Source organism: Siminovitchia sp. FSL H7-0308 (assembly GCF_037980985.1).
GTDB lineage: Bacteria > Bacillota > Bacilli > Bacillales > Bacillaceae_C > Siminovitchia > Siminovitchia thermophila.
Window position 1 is genome coordinate 3,027,414 of sequence record NZ_CP150282.1, and the last position, 20,230, is coordinate 3,047,643.

At 36.3% G+C, this 20,230-nt stretch carries 17 protein-coding genes and 5 pseudogenes; 19 read left to right on the forward strand and 3 right to left on the reverse strand.

The features are described from left to right. Positions 1–5 precede the first annotated feature (5 nt). The 10 genes and pseudogenes from mobT to MHB50_RS14450 all read left to right on the forward strand — a co-directional run bounded on the left by mobT (position 6) and on the right by MHB50_RS14450 (position 11,670). Positions 6–1,208 (forward strand): MobT family relaxase, encoded by a 1,203-nt coding sequence (gene mobT / locus MHB50_RS14405; RefSeq protein WP_095312466.1) that lies wholly within the window; start codon positions 6–8, stop codon positions 1,206–1,208. A 26-nt stretch (positions 1,209–1,234) separates the two neighbouring features. After that, positions 1,235–1,456, forward strand: a complete 222-nt coding sequence (locus tag MHB50_RS14410; protein WP_010097509.1) for a hypothetical protein — start codon at positions 1,235–1,237, stop codon at positions 1,454–1,456. Between the two features lie 167 nt (positions 1,457–1,623). Further along, on the forward strand, positions 1,624–2,124 hold the full coding sequence (locus tag MHB50_RS14415) for an antirestriction protein ArdA (protein ID WP_095312464.1): 501 nt from the start codon (positions 1,624–1,626) through the stop codon (positions 2,122–2,124). Positions 2,125–2,185: 61 nt separating this feature from the next. Then, entirely contained in the window at positions 2,186–2,578 is a 393-nt protein-coding gene (locus tag MHB50_RS14420) for a conjugal transfer protein (protein ID WP_095312461.1), read from the forward strand. Further along, complete coding sequence (locus MHB50_RS14425; protein WP_340084014.1) at positions 2,562–5,018, forward strand: ATP-binding protein; 2,457 nt, start codon at positions 2,562–2,564, stop codon at positions 5,016–5,018. The genes MHB50_RS14420 and MHB50_RS14425 overlap by 17 nt, the downstream gene beginning before the upstream one ends. Further along, complete coding sequence (locus MHB50_RS14430; protein WP_240033818.1) at positions 5,008–7,194, forward strand: MFS transporter; 2,187 nt, start codon at positions 5,008–5,010, stop codon at positions 7,192–7,194. The genes MHB50_RS14425 and MHB50_RS14430 overlap by 11 nt, the downstream gene beginning before the upstream one ends. Before the next feature lie 8 nt (positions 7,195–7,202). Continuing rightward, positions 7,203–7,898: pseudogene (locus MHB50_RS14435) on the forward strand (lysozyme family protein); the annotation flags it as partial. 620 nt (positions 7,899–8,518) lie between these two features. Beyond that, positions 8,519–10,327 (forward strand): reverse transcriptase domain-containing protein, encoded by a 1,809-nt coding sequence (locus tag MHB50_RS14440; RefSeq protein ID WP_340084015.1) that lies wholly within the window; start codon positions 8,519–8,521, stop codon positions 10,325–10,327. Positions 10,328–10,431: 104 nt separating this feature from the next. Then, positions 10,432–10,743 (forward strand): annotated as a pseudogene (locus tag MHB50_RS14445) (C40 family peptidase); the annotation flags it as partial. 15 nt (positions 10,744–10,758) lie between these two features. After that, positions 10,759–11,670: a conjugal transfer protein gene (locus MHB50_RS14450; protein WP_340084016.1), complete on the forward strand. Its 912-nt coding sequence runs from the start codon at positions 10,759–10,761 to the stop codon at positions 11,668–11,670. 46 nt (positions 11,671–11,716) lie between these two features. On the opposite strand, the pseudogene MHB50_RS14455 reads toward MHB50_RS14450, so the two are convergent. Further along, positions 11,717–11,854, reverse strand: a pseudogene (locus MHB50_RS14455) (TetR family transcriptional regulator); the annotation flags it as partial. A gap of 323 nt (positions 11,855–12,177) precedes the next feature. On the opposite strand from MHB50_RS14455, the gene MHB50_RS14460 reads away from it, so the two are divergent. From MHB50_RS14460 to MHB50_RS14470, 3 genes and pseudogenes are all read left to right on the forward strand, one after another. Then, complete coding sequence (locus MHB50_RS14460) at positions 12,178–12,927, forward strand: alpha/beta hydrolase (RefSeq protein ID WP_204797938.1); 750 nt, start codon at positions 12,178–12,180, stop codon at positions 12,925–12,927. A 399-nt stretch (positions 12,928–13,326) separates the two neighbouring features. Further along, positions 13,327–13,469, forward strand: a pseudogene (locus MHB50_RS14465) (helix-turn-helix domain-containing protein); the annotation flags it as partial. Between the two features lie 323 nt (positions 13,470–13,792). Next, the gene (locus tag MHB50_RS14470; protein ID WP_018705617.1) at positions 13,793–14,395 is read left to right on the forward strand and encodes a hypothetical protein; all 603 of its coding nucleotides are present in this window, start codon (positions 13,793–13,795) and stop codon (positions 14,393–14,395) included. A gap of 360 nt (positions 14,396–14,755) precedes the next feature. On the opposite strand, the pseudogene MHB50_RS14475 reads toward MHB50_RS14470, so the two are convergent. Both MHB50_RS14475 and MHB50_RS14480 read right to left on the reverse strand, forming a co-directional pair. Next, positions 14,756–14,974, reverse strand: a pseudogene (locus tag MHB50_RS14475) (LOG family protein); the annotation flags it as partial. Positions 14,975–15,624: 650 nt separating this feature from the next. Further along, the gene (locus MHB50_RS14480) at positions 15,625–16,230 is read right to left on the reverse strand and encodes a TetR/AcrR family transcriptional regulator (protein WP_077735375.1); all 606 of its coding nucleotides are present in this window, start codon (positions 16,228–16,230) and stop codon (positions 15,625–15,627) included. Between the two features lie 96 nt (positions 16,231–16,326). Here MHB50_RS14480 and MHB50_RS14485 point away from each other — a divergent pair, with 96 nt between their 5' ends. The 6 genes from MHB50_RS14485 (at position 16,327) to MHB50_RS14510 (ending at position 20,196) form a co-directional block, all read left to right on the forward strand. Continuing rightward, entirely contained in the window at positions 16,327–17,040 is a 714-nt protein-coding gene (locus MHB50_RS14485) for a GAP family protein (protein ID WP_077735377.1), read from the forward strand. A gap of 24 nt (positions 17,041–17,064) precedes the next feature. Then, positions 17,065–17,286, forward strand: coding sequence for a hypothetical protein (locus MHB50_RS14490; RefSeq protein WP_077735380.1), 222 nt, complete (start codon positions 17,065–17,067; stop codon positions 17,284–17,286). Between the two features lie 186 nt (positions 17,287–17,472). Further along, positions 17,473–18,540, forward strand: a complete 1,068-nt coding sequence (locus MHB50_RS14495) for an acyltransferase family protein (RefSeq protein WP_340084019.1) — start codon at positions 17,473–17,475, stop codon at positions 18,538–18,540. Between the two features lie 459 nt (positions 18,541–18,999). Continuing rightward, positions 19,000–19,437 carry a sigma-70 family RNA polymerase sigma factor gene (locus MHB50_RS14500; RefSeq protein ID WP_077735385.1) on the forward strand — a complete coding sequence of 146 codons (438 nt, stop codon included), beginning with the start codon at positions 19,000–19,002 and terminating at the stop codon, positions 19,435–19,437. Beyond that, a complete protein-coding gene (locus MHB50_RS14505; protein ID WP_077735386.1) occupies positions 19,421–19,675 on the forward strand; it encodes a helix-turn-helix domain-containing protein in 255 nt (84 codons plus the stop codon). The genes MHB50_RS14500 and MHB50_RS14505 overlap by 17 nt, the downstream gene beginning before the upstream one ends. Positions 19,676–20,049: 374 nt before the next feature. Next, on the forward strand, positions 20,050–20,196 hold the full coding sequence (locus MHB50_RS14510; protein ID WP_091775827.1) for an SHOCT domain-containing protein: 147 nt from the start codon (positions 20,050–20,052) through the stop codon (positions 20,194–20,196). Positions 20,197–20,230: the final 34 nt, after the last annotated feature.

Sequence of the window (20,230 nt, forward strand, 5' to 3'; positions counted from 1 at the left end):
TGCACATGAATCAAGTACCTTGGTATCAACGGTTAAAAGAAAAACGATTGGAATACGGTGTATCGCAAAATAAACTAGCTACTCATATTGGGATTTCAAGACAATATATGAGTGAAATTGAAACGGGAAAAGTAACACCTTCCGATTCACTACAAGCTACCTTGTTCGATATTTTAGAGCAATTTAATCCAGACGCTCCATTAGAAATCTTGTTTGACTATGTACGAATTCGATTTTTAACGATAAACCCGAAGCCTGTCATTGAAGAGATTTTGAAACTCAAAATGGAGTACATGTTACATGAGGATTATGCGTTTTATTCCTATATGGAACAATATGTTTTTGGTGATATTGTGGTGATGGTTTCACCTGATGAGGACAAAGGCTGTTTACTTGAACTTAAAGGAAAGGGATGCAGACAATTTGAGAATTTCTTACTAGCACAGCAACGAACATGGTTCGATTTTTTTATGGACGTGTTTCGTGTTGGCGGAGTTTTCAAACGAATTGATCTTGCGATAAACGATAAAACAGGGATATTGGATATTCCATTTCTGACTAACAAATGTCGTAATGAAGAATGTATCTCTGTTTTCCGTAGTTTTAAAAGCTATCGTTCTGGTGAACTTGTGCAGAGTGAAGACAAGCCTGACATGGGAAATACGTTATATATTGGCTCTTTAAAAAGTGACGTGTACTTTTGTGCGTATGAAAAGGATTATGAACAATACGTGAAATTTGGAACATCACTCGAAGATACGGACGTGAAAAATCGCTTTGAAATTCGATTAAAGAATGATCGTGCTTACCATGCGGTTGTCGATCTAATGATGTATGAAGACGCTGGACGGACTGCCTTTTCGATCATTAATCGGTATATTCGTTTTGTCGATAAGGACGAGGAAAAACGTCGCAGTAGTTGGAAAATGAATAAGGAATGGCAACGATTTTTGGATTTGGGTGTGAATAGAAAAATTTCATTAACGACAAAGCCCGAACCTTACACTTTTGATAAGACACTCAGATGGCTAGCTCATCAAGTCGCCCCCACTTGGAAACTAGCGACAAAGATAGATGAACTCAATCAAACGAGTGTAATTAAGGATATGTTGGAACAGACAGAGTTATCCAAGCGCCATCAAAAAATACTCATGCAACAAACCATTCCTATAGAGAAAGTGATTCAACCATCATCAGATAACGAATGATTAACTTTTGAAGGGAGAAAATCCAAATGAATTTTGGGCAGAATTTATACAACTGGTTTCTAAGTAATGCACAATCGTTAGTATTAATGGCAATTGTCGTGATTGGAATTTATTTAGGCTTTAAACGAGAGTTTTCCAAATTGATAGGCTTTTTAATTATTGCTTTGGTTGCGGTTGGATTAGTCTTTAATGCGGCCGGAGTGAAAGATGTGTTGTTAAACCTCTTTAATCGAATCATAGGGGCTTAAATTATACCGTTTTTTTGTGGAAGATAAGTGGTCTTCTTATGTTCTGCAAAAAAATGGTGGACCAAACGGTAGTGCGGTAGGGATTAACAAGCCTCATTTGTGTATCAGCAGATAAAACGCTGCTGCTTTTTTTATGGCTATTTTTAATAAAAAGGATGTGATAACCAATGGAAATGCAGGTCTATATAGCTAACCTCGGAAAATATAATGAGGGTGAATTGGTTGGTGCTTGGTTTACCCCACCCATTGATATGGAAGATGTGAAAGAACGTATTGGTTTAAATGACGAATATGAAGAATATGCAATTCATGATTTCGAGTTGCCCTTTGAGGTGGATGAATATACGCCGATTTCTGAAATCAATCGGTTATGTGCAATGGTTCAAGAAATCGAAGGCTCTCCTTTATATGATGCACTATCAGAAGTGCAAGGCTATTGGTTTGATAGTTTGGAAGAATTACTGGAACATCAGGATGACATCATTTGTTATTCTGATTGTGAAGATATGGAAGATGTTGCGAGATACTTGATAGAAGAAACAGGCGTACTTGGAGAAGTCCCTGCTAACTTACAGAATTATATTGATTACAGAGCTTTTGGACGTGACCTTGAAATTGAAGGCAGCTTTCTCGTGACGTCACATGGTGTATTTGAATATGTTCAATAGATGAAGAAGCAGCTTGTTCTCGTACAGGCTGCTTTTTCTATGTACGAAAGGATGATTTTATATGAAAAAACTCAAAAGTTATACTCGTATTTGGTCAGTCGAAAAAGTGATTTATGCCATTAATGATTTTCGTTTACCTTTTCCCGTAACATTCAATCAAATGTCATGGTTTGTACTTTCGCTCTTAGTTGTCATGTTGTTAGGAAATCTTCCCCCGTTATCTTTGATTAATGGTGCATTATTAAAATATGTCGGAATACCAGTTGGTTTGACATGGTTTATGAGCCAGAAAACATTTGATGGCAAAAAACCGTACAGCTTTCTCAAGTCTGCATTGACCTATTGGTTTCGACCTAAAGTTACGTATGCAGGAAAACCTATCAAACTACAACATGTAAAGGTAAATGAAAGCTTAACGGCTGTTAGGAGTGAAATCCATGCGTTATCCGATTAAATATCTTGAAAACAATCTTGTTTTCAATCATGACGGCGAATGTTTTGCGTATTATGAGCTGTTGCCATATAATTATTCCTTTTTATCGGAGGATGAGAAAATACAGGTTCATGACCATTTCCGTCAATTGATTGCACAAAATCAAGACGGGAAAATACATGCTTTACAGATTAGTACCGCAAGTAGTATTCGCTCGGTACAAGAACGAAGCAAAGACTTAGTCACAGGGCGATTACAAGAGGTTGCTTATGAACGGATTGACGACCAAACGGAAGCCCTTGTTTCCATGATTGGTGAACATCAAGTAGATTATCGTTTCTTTATTGGGTTTAAGCTGTTACTGAATGAAGAAGAAGTCAGTATGAAATCAATGGGGAAAAACATTAAAAATTCACTATCTTCATTTGTCCGTGATGTGAATCATCATCTGATGGGAGATTTTGTTTCCATGCCTCATGATGAAATTAGACGTTTCTCTAAAATGGAATCGTTATTACAAAACAAAATTTCGAGACGTTTTAAGGTACGCCCATTAGATAAAAATGACTTTGGCTATCTAATTGAACATCTTCACGGCCAAACTGGAATGGCTTATGACGAGTATGATTATGCTCTTCCCCTAAAGAAGTTAAAAAGGGAAACGTTAGTGAAACGATATGATCTGATTAAACCGTCCCGTTGTTTAATTGAGGAAAACCAACGCTATTTAAAAATCGAACAGGAAGAACAAACAACATATGTGGCCTACTTTACGATTAATTCCATTGTCGGTGATCTTGAGTTTCCATCGGATGAAATCTTTTATTATCAACAACAACAATTTGATTTTCAAATCGATACTTCCATGAACGTAGAAATTGTAACGAATAAAAAAGCATTGTCTACCGTTCGGAATAAGAAAAAGGAACTCAAAGACCTGGATAACCATGCCTGGGAATCCGATAACGAAACAGGTAGCAATGTCATCGACGCGCTGGAACAGGTCAATGAACTAGAAGATGTGCTCGACCAAAGTAAAGAATCAATGTATAAGTTAAGCTATGTCATTCGAGTATCTGCCCCTAACTTGGATGAACTCAAACAGCGTTGTAATGAGGTGAAAGATTTTTATGATGATTTGAACGTAAAACTTGTTCGTCCATTTGGAGATATGATCGGTTTACACAGTGAATTTATCCCAGCCAGTAAACGGTATATGAATGATTATATCCAGTACGTAACTTCTGACTTTTTAGCAGGACTCGGATTTGGAGCTACACAAATGCTGGGAGAAACAGAAGGAATATATTTTGGTTACAACTTAGATACGGGAAGAAATGTATACCTAAATCCAAGCTTAGCCAGTCAAGGTGTAAAAGGTTCCGTCACCAATGCGTTAGCTTCCGCTTTTCTAGGTTCACTGGGTGGTGGAAAATCATTCTCGAACAACTTACTTGTTTATTACTCGGTTCTCTTTGGTGGTCAAGCTCTCATTGTTGATCCCAAGGCGGAACGAGGAAACTGGAAAGAAACATTGCCCGAAATTGCTCATGAAATAAATACTGTCAATTTAACGAGTGAGGAAAGCAATAAAGGATTACTTGATCCTTTTGTCATTATGAAAAAGAAAAAAGACTCGGAAAGTCTTGCAATTGATATTCTTACCTTTCTCACGGGTATATCGAGTCGAGATGGAGATAAATTCCCGGTATTACGACGAGCGATTCGAGCCGTCGGCCAACAGGAAGAACGTGGTTTACTTCTTGTGATCCATGAACTAAGAAGTGATCCCAATCCTTTAGCAGGCCCTATTGCTGACCATATCGAAAGTTTTACGGATTATGACTTCGCCCACCTTCTGTTTTCAGATGGAGCAGTGAAAAACTCGATTAGCTTAGAAAAACAATTAAATATCATCCAAGTGGCAGACTTAGTATTACCAGATGCAGAAACAAATTTTGAAGAGTATACGACGATGGAGTTACTTAGTGTCGCTATGCTCATTGTCATTTCTACATTTGCATTAGATTTTATCCATTCGGATCGCAGTGTATTCAAAATTGTAGATTTAGACGAAGCTTGGTCATTCTTGCAAGTAGCACAAGGAAAGACATTATCTAACAAACTAGTGCGAGCGGGGCGTGCGATGAATGCGGGTGTGTACTTCGTCACGCAAAATGCGGCTGATCTAACCGATGAAAAACTAAAAAATAACATTGGTGTGAAGTTTGCTTTTCGCTCTAGGGATATAAATGAAATAAAAAAGACACTTGAATTTTTTGGAGTAGATAAAGAAGATGAAGGGAATCAAAGGAAACTTCGGGAACTGGAGAACGGTCAATGTTTAATTCAAGATTTGTATGGACGTGTGGGGATTATTCAAGTCCACCCTGTCTTTGAAGATTTATTTTATGCTTTTGACACGCGTCCACCTTCACAGGAGAAGAAAGGTGGCGATTAATTTGAACAAACAAAAATGGAAAAAGATTGTCTTAACGGTGGTACTTATTGGTACTGCCGTTTTTCTATACCTTCTTTTACTTGGAACATTTGCCCAAGCTGCTGGGTTGGTTGATGATACGATATCGGAAGACAATCTGTATTCTAAATATCCGCTTGATCATTACCAACTCGATTTTTACGTAGACACAGGTTGGGATTGGCTGCCATGGAATTGGAATGATGGCATTGGAAAACAAGTGATGTATGGACTATACACAATCACGAATTTCATTTGGATTATTAGCCTGTATTTATCAAATGCGACAGGCTACTTAATCCAACAAGCTTATTCTCTCGACTTCATTTCCCAAACAGCAGACGCTATCGGGAAAAACATGCAAACATTAGCTGGAATTACAGCAAGTGGGTTCAGTAGTTCTGGATTTTATGTAGGTTTTTTGCTTCTTTTCATTTTAGTGATTGGGATTTACGTGGCATATACAGGATTAATGAAACGGGAAACGACGAAAGCGATTCGGGCAATCCTAAACTTTTTAGTCGTGTTTATTTTGTCAGCTTCTTTTATCGCTTACGCTCCAACATATATTGCTAAAATCAATGATTTTTCAGCAGATATTAGTCAAGCAAGTTTAGATTTAGGAACTAAAATTTTGATGCCTAACTCTACAAGTCAAGGAAAAGACAGCGTTGATCTGATACGGAATAACCTCTTTTCCATTCAAGTGGAACAGCCTTGGATGTTATTACAATTTGGTGATTCGGATAAAGAAACAATTGGCGAAGAACGTGTCGAAACCTTAGTTTCTATCAATCCTGATACGAATAACGGGAAAGATCGTGAAGATGCTGTCAAAGCAGAAATTGAAGACCATGACAATAAAAACTTAACGATTACGAAAACGACCACTCGCTTAGGAATGGTCTTCTTTTTATTTCTATTCAATATTGGGATTTCAATTTTTGTGTTTCTTCTTTCGGGAATTATGATCTTCTCGCAAATTCTGTTTATTATCTATGCGATGTTTTTACCCATCAGTTTTTTACTGTCGATGATACCGACTTTTGAAAACATGGGAAAACAGGCGATTATGAAACTATTTAATGTGATTATGCTTCGGGCTGGTATTACGCTCATTATTACAGTTGCTTTTAGTGTTTCATCCATGCTTTACAGCTTAACAACAAGTTATCCATTTTTCTTGATTGCCTTTTTGCAGATCGTGACGTTTGCAGGCATTTACATGAAACTTGGTGACATTATGAGCATGTTTAAACTGCAAAGTAGTGACTCGCAACAAGTTGGACGTCAAGTTATGCGTCGCCCTTACCGAATGTTTAATCGTGGCAGCCGGCGATTACAGCGAACAATCGGACGCACCCTTGCAGGAGCAACAGCTGGAGCAACGGTCGGGGCAATGGTTGGAAAATCAAAGCAAACAAAAGGGGCCTTCCCCCCTATTCGACCGTTACAGCGGTTGACATCAACTGCAAATAACAATAAAGAACGCTCAAATGGCAATACAAAACAAACAACTTTGAGCCAGAAAGTAGGTCAAGTCACAGGAAAAATGCTTGGTGCGAAAAGTCAGTTCCGTGCAAATATAGTTCATCGTAAAGAACAACTGCATGATTTACCTACTACTGCTCAATATGCGGTGATGCAAGGAAAAGAAAAGCTTACAAAGCCTACCCGTAATTTTAAAGAAGGCATGAAGCAAGCAAAGGAAAAGAGACAAAAAACACATGCAGACCGTCAAGCAAAACATCGTCAAACCATTGCAGATAGACGGCAAGCATTGGATAAAAAACGTACCCCTTCTCTAAAGACTGCTAGTTATGAACGACCAGTCACGCATGATGTCAATGAATCAGCACATCAAGACAGATTAAAGAACCCAACTGTTCAACAAAAAGAAAAGATAAGACCTGTCGCAAAAAGCGAGCATATGAAGCAATTCAAATTACAACGACAGTTATCGAGTCCAGACAGAAAAGTGTATTTTACAGATAATCCCAAACAACCAGTAAAAAAAGAAAACCGATCTCCCAATGAAGAACGTTCTCGATCAAAAAATAGTCGGACAATCATCGAGCGTCCTTCTAAACCGTTGAAACGTACAAACCAGAAACAAATCACTAAGCGTCCAATCCATGCAACTAGGAGGAAACGCTAATGAAAGTCATGAAATTAAAAATCATGTTCATTGCTTTGGGATTAGGCTTTCTTGCCTTTTTAGGATTATTGGCCTTTGTAGCGATTTTTATATCGAATGAAGAACACTCATTAGATAGTGATGACTCCATTGATGAGATAGGCGGTATATCTGTTTCTGCGGATGTGCTAAAACATCAAGCAATGGTAGAAAAATATGCGAAAGAATATGGCATTCTTGAGTATGTTTCTACTCTACTTGCCATTATTGAAGTAGAAAGCGGCGGCAAGTTAAAAGATGTGATGCAAAGTAGTGAATCATTGGGATTACCACCAAACACATTGGATACCGAAGCATCGATTCAACAAGGGACAAAATACTTTGCGGATTTATTACGTTCCGCAAAAGCAAGCGGTGTCGATGAGAATACAGTCATTCAAGCATATAACTATGGCGGTGCTTTTATTGATTACGTTGCAAAAAGAGACACACAATATAGTTTTGGACTAGCCGAAAGTTTTGCGAAAGAACGTTCAGGCGGTAGCAGAGTCATTTATTCAAATCCAATAACCAAAAAGAAAAATGGTGGTTGGCGTTACCGTTATGGCAATATGTTTTATGTCGATTTAGTCAGTCAATATTTTATATCGCCTCACTTCGATGATGAAATGGTTCAGATCGTGATGAATGAAGCTTTAAAGTATGAAGGGTTTCCTTATGTTTTTGGGGTGCGCCCATAAGGGCTTTAAGAGATTGCGTACTAACAATACGCTAGGTAATTGGATTTGTATGATTCAACCTATCAACAGTCAGCTTATCTGGAATAGAAATTGAACAGGGAGTGTAGCATGCTGGCAAAGCCGAAAGTTAGATAGTTGCTAATCTACAACTGAACAGGCGAGTTGAAAGGATAAGAATAAGGATGAAAGCTAAACTGCCTAAATGACAATCTGATTGGTCTAACATAGCCTACAGCGGAAAGCAACTATACACGCTGTACATTCATGAATAAATAAGGTACCGTCGAAGCCTTATTTATACAAATCCTCATGAATGAACCTTTTGGTAGAAAAAAGGAATACAGATGAATGTCACATCCGATATCTTATCAAGTTATCTTTTAAAGTACTAAATGGGGATTACCTAAATCAGAATGCTTAGAAAAGCTATGTGCAATGCCTTCATTGGTGAGAAATCTCAAGATTAATTCGAGAGAGATGGCACTGAATATCTGACATGGTAACGGAGACTCCGTAGTAGTCCGAGCTAGGGAAAGCCTAGTACATGGCGAAGGGAGTCAGCTTATTACGTTTAATAGAAATTTTAGGAAGGAGCGTGAGGCTCTATGAGAAATCCCGAAACTGTATTAAACAATCTAGTGAAAAGTACCATCAAGCGAAACTACAAGTTTGAGAGACTTTACAGAAATCTTTTTAACAAAGAATTTTACATCTTGGCATATGCAAGGCTCGCACCGAAAGTAGGAAATATGACTAAAGGAACTTCAGAAATCACGATTGATGGCTTTAGTATGAAAAGAATTGAAAATTTGATATCTCAAATGCGGAACGAGAAATATCAACCTAACCCTGTCAGAAGGGTTTATATACCAAAATCCAATGGCAAAAAAAGACCGTTAGGTATTCCAACATTTGAAGATAAATTAGTACAAGAAGTCATTCGAATGATTTTAGAAGCAATCTATGATAAGACCTTTAGCAAAAGCTCACATGGATTCAGACCAAATAAAAGCTGTCATACAGCTTTAGCAGAAATACAGGTTAAATTTACTGGGGCTAAATGGTTTGTCGAAGGAGATATAGCTTCATTCTTTGACAACATCAATCATCATATATTAATCAAGCTACTTTACAAAAAGATTAAGGATGAAAGATTCATACGATTAATATGGAAGTTTCTTAGAGCTGGATATTTAGAAGAATGGAAATATCATAAAACTTTTAGTGGTTCACCACAGGGAGGCATTATCTCTCCCCTTCTTTCCAATATATATCTGAATCAACTGGATAAATATATGAAAGAATACAAACAAAAGTTTGATAAAGGAACAGCTAGAAAAAAGAATCCTAAATACAAGCAGATAGACAACAAAATTCAGCGCTTGAAAAAGAAACTTCAAAAATTAGATAAGCATTCTGAAACAAGGGATGAAATTATTTCAACTATAAAGCGCCTCAAAGAGGAAGCCATTAATATTCCTTACTCTTTACCTATTGATGAAAACTATCGAAGAATTTTCTACACCAGATATGCGGATGATTTCATCATTGGAGTTATTGGCTCCAAACAGGACGCAATAGATATTAAACAGGATATAAGTAATTTCTTGTGTGAAAAGCTTGATATCAAATTATCTGATGAAAAAACATTGATTACCCATTCAAGTAAATTTGCTAGATTTTTAGGCTATGATATTGCGATTAGTCGAAACAAATCTACAAAAAAATATGCTAATGGTCAGAAAAAACGGGCGCATAGCTATAGATGTAATTTGTATTTACCAAAAGATGTCTGGATTAAAAAAGTAAAAGAACTTGGGGTTTTATTAGTCAAAAAGGATGGTACTTGGCGACCAACACACCGACCATGCCTACTTCACCTTAGTGATATAGAAATTCTAAGTATCTATAATGCTGAAATCAGAGGATTATATAACTATTATAAACTTGCGAAAAATGTGAGTGTGCTTAACAAATTCATGTATTTCATGAAGTATAGTTTGTACATGACTTTCGCTGCAAAGTACAATTCCTCCGTACCGAAGGTACTAAAAAAATATCAGCACAAGGGGAAATTTACTGTAGCATACCAAACCAATAAAGGGAAAAAAGCACTTAGTCTCTATGACGAAGGTTTCAAAATGGACAGAACCGTCTTCAAAAATAAATCAGTAGATGAGATTCCAAATACCTTTGTATATAGTGCCCCTACGGAATTAACTCAAAGGCTACTAGCTAATGAATGTGAATGGTGTGGTGAAACAAAAAAGCCTGTCGAGGTACATCATATTAAAAAACTAAAAGACCTTAAAGGCAAGGCGAGATGGGAAGAAATAATGATTGCTCGTCGAAGAAAAACAATGGTGCTATGTGTCCCCTGCCATCATAAATTACACGCAGGGAAACTAGATTAATAAGTGGAGAGCCGTATACATCGAGAGGTGTACGTACGGTTTGGGAGGGAGCGTTTGGAGACCTGCTGTAGAAATATAGTAAGGCGCTGGGCGCTTACCTCAACGGAGATAATCCAAATACTTCTTTTGATTGTAGCGGATTAACACAATGGAGTTATCGAAAGGCGGGTATTAACTTGCCCCGAACAGCGCAGGAACAGTATGACGTGACCGAGCATATACCCTTGTCTGAAGCAAAACCTGGTGATTTAGTATTCTTTCATTCCACATATAATGCAGGAACCTATGTCACTCACGTTGGAATCTATGTTGGGAACAACCAAATGTATAATGCTGGAGATCCAATCGGTTATGCAAATTTAACTACTGCCTACTGGCAAAAGCACTTAATTGGAGCTGGACGTATTAAACAATAGAAAGGTTTGAATCAGATGAGAAGATTTTTTAAAAGAAAAGAAAAACAAACGACCGAAGCAAAATCCAGAAAAATGAAAGTACGGACTGTCGGTACACGTAAAAAAACAGTAACTCTTTTATGGATGTTACTTATTGGTAGCCTAGCCTTTGGGATCTATAAAAACTTTACAGCAATTGATCAACATACCGTTCATGAAAGAGAAATCATTGAAACCAAGATCATGGATACCAATGCGATTGAGAGCTTTACAAAAAACTTTGTGAAAGACTACTACACTTGGCAAAACGAAAAAGATTCCATTGAACAACGAGCGGAAAAGATCAGTCACTATTTGACAGAGGAATTACAAGCTTTAAATACCGATACTGTTAGAGTGGATATTCCTACTAGTTCCAGTGTGAGTGGTATTGATATCTGGTCAGTGTCACCAAAGAATGATAGTACCTATGCGGTTGTTTATTCGGTAGATCAAAAAATTACGGAAGATAAAAATAGCGAAAGGGTCCGATCCACCTATCGAATCATACTACATCAAGATAATATAGGTAACTTAGTTATTAAACAAAACCCTACCTTATGGAGCATACCGAATAAATCAGACTATGAGCCACAACAACCTGAAAGTAATGGTACAGTTGATTCCGATACTGTGCAAGAAGTGACAGAGTTTTTGGAGACGTTCTTTACATTTTATCCGACTGCAACAGAACAGGAACTTGATTATTATGTGAAAAATAATGCTTTACCACCGATTGGTAAGGATTATCTATTTTCAGGGCTAGTCAATCCAGTATTCCAGACAATAGAGAACCAAATAAAAGTATGGGTTACTGTTAAATATATTGACGAAGCAACAAAAGCCACACAGTATTCGCAATATATAATCACGTTAGAAAAAGATACAAATTGGATGATTGTCGAGTAAAAATGATTTAGTTTATTTACTGTAGCTTTAGAATAAAGGTTTGATCAATTGCTCCAGTAGACATTCCAGCTTCAGATGCAATTCTTCGGATAGATGCTTTTTCAATGCCTTCCGTTTCAATAATTTTCCAAGCTGTTTCAGCGATCATTTTTCTTTTGTGATCATTATCAACTATTTTCGGCACTCAAATCACCTCTTGCTTTTATTTCACACACTGTGTTATTATCATTTCATCACAGTGTGTGAAATAAATAAGGGGGGATGTTTAAATTCTTGAAATCGCTTATTAGAACATTAAAGCGGATGGGCATTATAAAAGTGGTGAAATAGGACCTTCTTGAGCAATTAAATCATTTGTAATGGTACATTAAACTTCCTTTTTAACCGAACAAGTTAATTAAATGGTTTTGTAAACAGTTTGGGAGATAAGAAAAGGAATCTTAGAAATGAAACGAAGATAGTCATGGGGCAATGCCTACTTTTTTCAGGGAAAGGAGATTGAAATAGATGGATCTTCATTACGAAATTAAAGGAAGAGGAAAGCCAGTTATACTACTTCATAGTGGAGCTATGGATTCACGTGACTGGGAATTCATCACACCACATCTTTCAAAGTCGTTCAAAGTAATCACTCTTGATGTCCGGGGTGCAGGGAAGTCACCTGTTCCGAATGAACCCATTGATTATGTTAAGGATCTTAGAAAACTCTTGGATCATCTTAAAATTAAGAAAGGTGCCCTCGTTGGACATTCCCTAGGTGGACAAATTGCAACTGATTTTACTCTGACCTATCCAAAAAGGGTGTCTCAATTGGTATTGGTCGCTCCAGGCCTGTCGGGGTTTAAATTTTCTTCCGAACATGCGGAATTAGAGAGCCGAGTTTCTAAAGTTGCACCAGATGTTGAGAAAATGACTAATATAATATTAAGCGAGCCTTCCTGGAGCGTTTCTTTTGGAAAAGCATACGATTTATTGCGCGAAATGATGATACACAATATTCAAAAAACTTTTGATTGGAAAACATTCGAAACTGTTTCCTCCAATTCAGCGATGGAAAGATTGGGAGAAATTAAAACGAAGACACTTTTTATCATAGGCGAGAAGGACTCTGGAGATCTCTTTAAAATCGCACAATTATATAAGGAAGTTCCCAATATTAACTTTGTGCGTATACCTGGTGCTAATCACATCATCACTTTGACCCACCCTAAGGAAGTTTCCGACCATATCAATCTTTTTTTGAGGTTACCAGAATGATAATCAGAAATGACATCTTATCACCATAGACAAATAATTCTAAACCACTTGCGCCAAAACTAGCAAAATCTAAGGTTTTCCATTCACCTGATTCTGTATTTTCATTTAGTATATCTATGATTTTTATATTTTCTTCATTAAAGTTTTTAAATTTTTATCATACTCAATAAAATAGAGTGCCATGTTACCTCTGTTCCAGTCAATGAATCCATGGGGCTGTCTCCACCTAAAGAATATTGATAACTTATGACACCTTCACGTCTTTATATCAGTTGGTGAGAAATTAAATGACAAAAGTAATGGTTATTCTCAAACAGCATGACTAGAGCCAGTGGTACCACTGTTTCTTTTTTATACATTAAAAGAGATTAAAGGATTTCCTATTAATAAGGAGTGTTTATGATTGCTCGAAACTATCACGGTTTTCATGCTGTTGGAATAAAGAAAATTATTGAGGAAGCAAATGTAGCTACTATGACGTTATACAAAACCACTTTACATCAAAGGAACAACTAATCGAAGAGGTCCTTATGCAATGTGAAGACATTGCTTTCCAAATGATGCTTTTATTAGAAGGGCAACTTCGATGGCAGAAACCGTTGGATCCTAAAAAGCAGAAACATGCCATTCATATGTTGAAATCACTTTTAAAAACATGGGACAAGTAGATGCAGGTCTATGTAAATATCATATCTTACCAGAAGAGTCAGTCAATTATTAAGGAGGTGAAAATTAAGTCATATTATTACAAAAAGGAAGGTGAGGTTCAAGCGGAATATCGTGTTGTGGATTTAAAATAAAGTTTAACCGTTTTGAAAAAAGTTGCACTACAATAGATTGACTTTTAATTTAAGGAGGAACTTTGATGAAAAGAAAAATGATACGTAATCTGTCTTTAGCTTTAATAGCCCTAGTAGGAGTTTTCTCTTTAGTTTTTAGTTTTGAAGGTAGAACAAATGCAGCTAGTTTAACATCGAATCCAGATCAGGATCTAAAAGTTGACACAGTAGATGGAATAAAATATGCACCAGGTAAACATAAAAAAATTGTTGGAATGGTAGTTGAAGCAACTGATCAAGGAGAAAAGGTACATGGCTTCTCAACTCCAGAAAAATATGAAGCATATCATCAAAAAGTTACAGAGCGATTATCTAGTCAGTCAATAGGTATAATGGCAAGACCAACTTATTTATATGAACATACTTCGGGTCATGGATATGGAAGATCATTAATTGCGTATCCTGGAACTCAGGTCACTTCTCTGAGTACTGCATGGGATAACAGAATATCTGCTGTATCTGTAGCTCCTGGTTCTTGGATTAGGCTCTATCAAAATCGTTATTATGGTGGTCGTTATTTAACTCTTGTAGGTTATCCAAACAAATACTTTACCACCAATTTAACTTCTTGGGGAATGTCTGGTACTACTTCTTGGAACGACCAAGTCTCATCTTATCGAGTTAGATGAGAAAAACGGTAATGTCCACGAAAAAAAGGGAATCTTAAAACAACCATTCAACATTTCTGTGTTTGGATGGTATCATAAACTCACAGTCCTAATTATTGATCTTAGTTCAACAAACAGGCTACTTTGTGAATAATCAGTCACCTAAAACTTCTAGAGTAAATTATAATTTGTTTATTTAACCAGAGGAAAGAGGAATATGAAGTTTAGAAAAACCTGGGACATTATGCATCATGATCGAAAGGTTTTAATGTCCTTCTATGAGCCTAATTTCTCAATTTTAATGTTGAGAAATTAGGCTTTTATATTTACTTAATGCAAAATAGCGTTTAAATGGTATGCAATATATCTCCTAAAGTGACATTCTAATGTTCCTGGTCCACTTGGCAAAGCGACAAAGCCATCTACAAGCTCTTCCATTTTAGCCTTTCTCTCATGCATAGATTCGACAACTATCAGCTTGGATAATCTTTTATGCGATATTTCTCTCTGCTCTAAAAAACTAGGCATAATTCCAATAACTTGTCTACCTTCATCTAAGACAGCATCCGCAACTGCTCCCATAACACCAACACTTGCTCCACAGTGTTCGCATGATGTGGCTAGTGCAGGGTTACGGACTAAGCTATCGCATGATTAATCGCTTTCGTTCCGATCCCCTCATTGAGAATATTCTACAGGAAGTTTTGTAAGAATGATGAGAAAATTGACATTTACGCGATATTAAAGAGAGTTTTATTTATACCGGAAAAACTTATCATAATCATCAATTTGATCCGGACTTATTCCAGTTTTATTAATCGCTTCTTGTTGAAATGAATTATTGCAACTTTTACATATATAATATTTATTTTCTCCTTTTTTGATTTTATAATATTGTGAATCAGAATGATTAATCGTAAATTTATTTTTGCAGAAAAAACATATAGTATCCAACATATTTTCACACTTCCTATCAGATTTTTATTGAAAAGTAACTATTTTTTAAACCTATGATTAAAAATGTGAATTTTTCATCTAATTTACTGCCATTCTAAAATTATTTATTTTTAACTTAGTTACAAGCTTATCCGTGAACTGTATTTTTACTAAAAATATGACGGCTATGCCTGTAATGGAAGGAAAAGCTGTAATATACTAAAGCCTACTTCATGCAACTGTTCAACAAAATGCCCCTTTGAAGTGCATCTCGTTATAACACAAATGGACTATAACTTCAGATACATGATCAATTAACTCAATTTACTTTCATCGCAGAGTGTTTCTAAATGATAACGGATTACTTCCTTCACCTTTTCTGGAGTGTAGACATCAGGTCTTAACAGAGCATGAATGGACAATCCATCAATTAATGCCGCTAGCCTACTTTTTTCTAATTTTACATTAGTTGAATCAGATAAAATCCCTTGTAGGACTAATATCTCAATCATTGAATTTGCTAATTCATACATACCGTTAGTCATTTCATCTTTTTTTTCTTTTAATGTATCACTTGTAAGTGACTGAAGTGCAAGGATCAACCAAACGCTCGTTTCGATTTTCTTTTCTTCATCAATTGGTACAAGCTCCAATAAAACTTCTGCGACTGCCTGCAATGGATTGTCTGACCAACTTTTACTTTGAGAACGTTTTTTCCCTTCTTCCAGGTAATAATCCATGATAAATAATAACATTTCATCCTTAGTTGAAAAATAATGTCTTAACGCTCCAGCAGACATGCCTGCTTCAATAGCAACTCTTCTTATAGATGCCTTTTCGATTCCCTCTTTCTTAATAATATTCCAAGCGGCCTCAGCAATTGACTTCCTCTTTTTTTCATGATCAACAATCCTTGGCATAAAAAATCACTTCCTTTTCTTAACACAGTGTGTTATTATAATTTCAACACACTGTGTTATTTAAATTATAACATATAAAAAGGAGGGACTCTATATTTGATCGAAAGTATTGAAGCATTAATGCCTTCTTCAACAATAGACACATCGATAGCTTTGCTAATTATTTCTATTTGCGCATTAATTGATATATTAAGTCCTGGTGTACTTGCTGTAACAGCCTATTTATTATTGACACAGCCTAATCAATTATCTTCTCGTTTGCTTGTTTTTTTGTTTATTACGCAGTTTGGCTACTTCATCATGGGCTTATTACTATACTTTGGTGGAGATTCACTATTGAAAGGAATCGGAAAATTATCTGAATTTGACTTTATCAATTGGTTTTATCTCCTTTTTGGAGCAGTTATGGCTCTAATTAGCTTCTGTAAACCAAATGATAATACAAAAAAACGTTTAATTTCATTTATACCCCAAAAAACAACGATGAAAGGGATGATCATGTTAGGTATCATTGTTTTTCTAATTGAATTTGTAACTGCTTTGCCTTACTTTTATTCAATTTTGTTAATGAATCACCTAACAATTGAGCCTTCCTCTTCTATCTTTATTATAATTGGCTACAATCTTGTAATGGTGCTTCCTTCTCTTCTTTTGTTAGGGGTTAATATTATGTTTAAAGAGAGACTGCAACAATTTCTAAATAAAATTAGATCAAAATTAAATGAAGCTCCGATTTCCTCACTCTTGGTAGCGATAGGAGTAGTAGGTGCGGTTTTTTTTAATATCGGTCTTAGAGGCATATTAAATTAAAAAATTATTAATGAGGTGTTCATCATGAAAGAAATTATCAGTGGACTTGGTCTACTTTTCGTTATACAGGGAGTAGGCGGATTAATCAATCATTTGACTAATGGTGGAAAAAGTTGGTTTTTGGTAAATTATATTGATGCGTTTCAGGGATTTGAAATTGTTATGGACATTATATTTATTGTAGTTGGCGGGATCATAAGTTTAGCCTCTTGGAAAATAGGCGGATCAACTAAAAGTGAAAATTAAAATATAGAGCAAATAGGACGGATTATACATAGCCGTCCAGCTTGGCGGATGCTCCGTTGAGATATATTTTTAAAGATTAATAGGGGGAACATAAGAATTATTATGAATTCAAGACATATAGGGAGCTCGTCTCTCCAAAAGGAAGGTCGGTTATACTTTATTGATAACCTAAGGGCAGCTCTTACAATGTTAGTAGTGCTACATCATTTAGTGTATTTTTCCATCTATAACGAAGTATTATCACAAGGGTCTATTGGGGTTGTTATGGGCCTTCTATTCCTTGCTTTTAATCAGACTTTTTTCATGGGGACGTTTTTTCTTATTTCCGGATATTTTGTTCCTTCATCTTTTGAACGTAATGGAGCGACCCAATTTATCAAAGATAGATTCATCCGGTTCCTAGTCCCGTTTATCTTCTACGTTCTCATTCTTAGCCAAGTTCAATCAATTGAAGTCTATATGCTTAACCAGGAGCCATTTACATGGCAAACCTATTTTTCAAATTTAACCTATGGCCCGATGTGGTACGTCGAGCTACTTTTCGTATTCATTTGTTTATACGCAGTCTGGGCGAAGTTTATGAGTAAAAATAAGCTATCAGTAGTTCGTCAGAGTACGCCACCCACCTACAGGATGTTTACAGTCTTTGTCATGATATTAGCAGTAGGATACTTCATCATAAGACTGTGGGTCCCTGCTCTTGATTTACCCGGTGGATCTCCCGGGGTTCAATCATTTGTTGGACTTTTTACAGCAAGCGGCTATGATCTCCCACAATATGTCGGGCTATTCATTTTGGGCATCATCGCTTACCAACGCAATTGGTTTCGAAATACTCCTGATTCTATGGGTAGAGCGGGTTTTGGAATTGCAATTGGAGCATCGATTCTTCTCCTTCCCTTAGTCTTGATATTTGGGGTAGACGGATTACAGTTTTCTGGCGGCTGGAACTGGACATCTTTGGTTTATTCTCTTTGGGAAGCTCTATTTTGTGTTGGCATCATTCTCGGATTAATCATATTCTTTCGCAAAAGAGTTTTTCATCAAGGAAAAGGTTGGAGCTTCTTGTCAACCCATTCCTTCGTGATTTACATCATTCATATACCGATTATCGCTATTGTTATTGCTGGATTGAAGGTCATCCACTTTCCACCATCCTTCATGTTTCTAGCTATGATTCTGATCACGATACCACTTTGCTTCTTGTTAGGTTATATAATTAGGCAGATTCCCTTTGTGTCAAAGATTCTTTAGGGATGGTGAGTTTTAAAGAAAAAAGAGGATACGACGATAACCATATCTGCCCTTATGCTTCTCAAAAATAGAACTAATGAGCCTTTTCTACTTTGGATTTTTATATGAGTGCTTAAAAGTATTAATTTTATAATAATAAGTGTTACGTGGAATACCGGCAATTTTGAGTAATGCCTTCACAGGATAATCGTGCCTTAGCTCATATACTACTTTTACTTTTTGTTTTGTCGTATTTTGTTTTCTTCTTGAACTAAGGCTTTCAACTTTTTCAAATAGAATTTTCCATTTAATAATATGTATAAATTTTTACTCCCACCTGGCTTATGTTCAGTTGGGCTTTTTTGTATTTAATGAATAAAATATTGCTTTTATTTTTGGCATTTCATAAAAAATCTTGTTGAAGGTTATGAAAGGGGAAATCATCACCCACCTTTGCAGTTGCGAAGGGAGAGGAAATGCATGATAGAACCAGATCGTACCGAGTGGCAAGTTCGCTGTGCATTTAATGCTTTTTGTAAACGTGTATTGAAGAATGAAGCAATTAATATTTTCAACGAAAGACAACAACGACAAGCAAAGGAGATGACATTTTCTGATCTCACACCACAAGAAGAAAATCAACTCTATACTTTAGATAAGCAATATGAAGGAGAAGAAGGACAAAGTTTTCAAGTGGCTGGAAAGAAAATAACTCCGAAATTACTCGCTGAAGCGTTGCGTACTTTGCCAAAAGAAAAGCGTAAGACTGTCCTTTTATACTACTTTTTTGACAAATCAGATGTAGAAATAGCTGAACTACTCGATATTCCACGTAGTACCGTTCAGTATAGGAGGACAAGCTCTTTCAAAAGGTTAAGACGATTTTTGGAGGAACATGCAGATGAATGGAGTGATTAATTCTAATGTTGGAAACAACGAGCGTGGTTTATTGCCGTACCCAATTATTTTAGCTGCAAATAAGGGTGAGCCAGAAGCAATGAAAGTAGTTGTTCTACATTATGGAAGCTATATGACAAGCCTATCCATGCGTAAGCTCCGTGATGAACAAGGAAACACTTATTGGGGCATCGATGAAGATACACGCGAACGCTTACGAGCGAAGCTTATGCAATCTGTTTTAGCTTTCAAAATTTGAATACAGAATAGTTAGGTTTTCCCTTTCATTAATCATATATTTGTTCTTTGACAAAGAAAGCACGGAAGATAACGCTGTGCAGTATAAACTAAAAAATCAGATACATTTTACTGATGACGAGCCACTTGATTCATACGCCATGACTTTCGTTAGAAACGAGCGATAATCTATGAATCTAATGCAATCGTGGTGGATTGCTGGCGATAACCCATCAGTTAGGATAATGATACTCCCCTATCGTCATGGTTCGAGCGTTCAAAGCGTCGCAAGCTATGAGTAGGGCTGGAAGAAATACTTGCAGGGGTGAAATTCCCGTGGAGCTGTACCAACAGCCGTCTGATTTTTAATTGATTAATTATAAGGGGGCGTGTTTTTTGAAACAGAATTTGATTCCTTATAGTATGCAAATTGCTATGTTAAAACAACTGCTAACCCGTAAATTGATTACTGAGAAAGAATATTACATGGTTAAAAATAAATTAATGAAAGAATATGGTGTTATTTCTGATATTACAAGCTGAATTGTGTTTCTATTGGCGATACATTTTGTATGGG

What these genes read in the sequence shown, in the direction of transcription:
- mobT (WP_095312466.1), top strand. Translation starts at nt 6, where the DNA reads ATGAATCAAGTACCTTGGTATCAACGGTTAAAAGAAAAACGATTGGAA.
- MHB50_RS14460 (WP_204797938.1), top strand. Translation starts at nt 12,178, where the DNA reads ATGGATCTTCATTACGAAATTAAAGGAAGAGGAAAGCCAGTTATACTA.
- MHB50_RS14450 (WP_340084016.1), top strand. Translation starts at nt 10,759, where the DNA reads ATGAGAAGATTTTTTAAAAGAAAAGAAAAACAAACGACCGAAGCAAAA.
- MHB50_RS14470 (WP_018705617.1), top strand. Translation starts at nt 13,793, where the DNA reads ATGAAAAGAAAAATGATACGTAATCTGTCTTTAGCTTTAATAGCCCTA.
- MHB50_RS14500 (WP_077735385.1), top strand. Translation starts at nt 19,000, where the DNA reads ATGATAGAACCAGATCGTACCGAGTGGCAAGTTCGCTGTGCATTTAAT.
- MHB50_RS14425 (WP_340084014.1), top strand. Translation starts at nt 2,562, where the DNA reads ATGCGTTATCCGATTAAATATCTTGAAAACAATCTTGTTTTCAATCAT.
- MHB50_RS14490 (WP_077735380.1), top strand. Translation starts at nt 17,065, where the DNA reads ATGAAAGAAATTATCAGTGGACTTGGTCTACTTTTCGTTATACAGGGA.
- MHB50_RS14420 (WP_095312461.1), top strand. Translation starts at nt 2,186, where the DNA reads ATGAAAAAACTCAAAAGTTATACTCGTATTTGGTCAGTCGAAAAAGTG.
- MHB50_RS14440 (WP_340084015.1), top strand. Translation starts at nt 8,519, where the DNA reads ATGAGAAATCCCGAAACTGTATTAAACAATCTAGTGAAAAGTACCATC.
- MHB50_RS14410 (WP_010097509.1), top strand. Translation starts at nt 1,235, where the DNA reads ATGAATTTTGGGCAGAATTTATACAACTGGTTTCTAAGTAATGCACAA.
- MHB50_RS14480 (WP_077735375.1), bottom strand. Translation starts at nt 16,230, where the DNA reads ATGCCAAGGATTGTTGATCATGAAAAAAAGAGGAAGTCAATTGCTGAG.
- MHB50_RS14505 (WP_077735386.1), top strand. Translation starts at nt 19,421, where the DNA reads ATGAATGGAGTGATTAATTCTAATGTTGGAAACAACGAGCGTGGTTTA.
- MHB50_RS14415 (WP_095312464.1), top strand. Translation starts at nt 1,624, where the DNA reads ATGGAAATGCAGGTCTATATAGCTAACCTCGGAAAATATAATGAGGGT.
- MHB50_RS14495 (WP_340084019.1), top strand. Translation starts at nt 17,473, where the DNA reads ATGTTAGTAGTGCTACATCATTTAGTGTATTTTTCCATCTATAACGAA.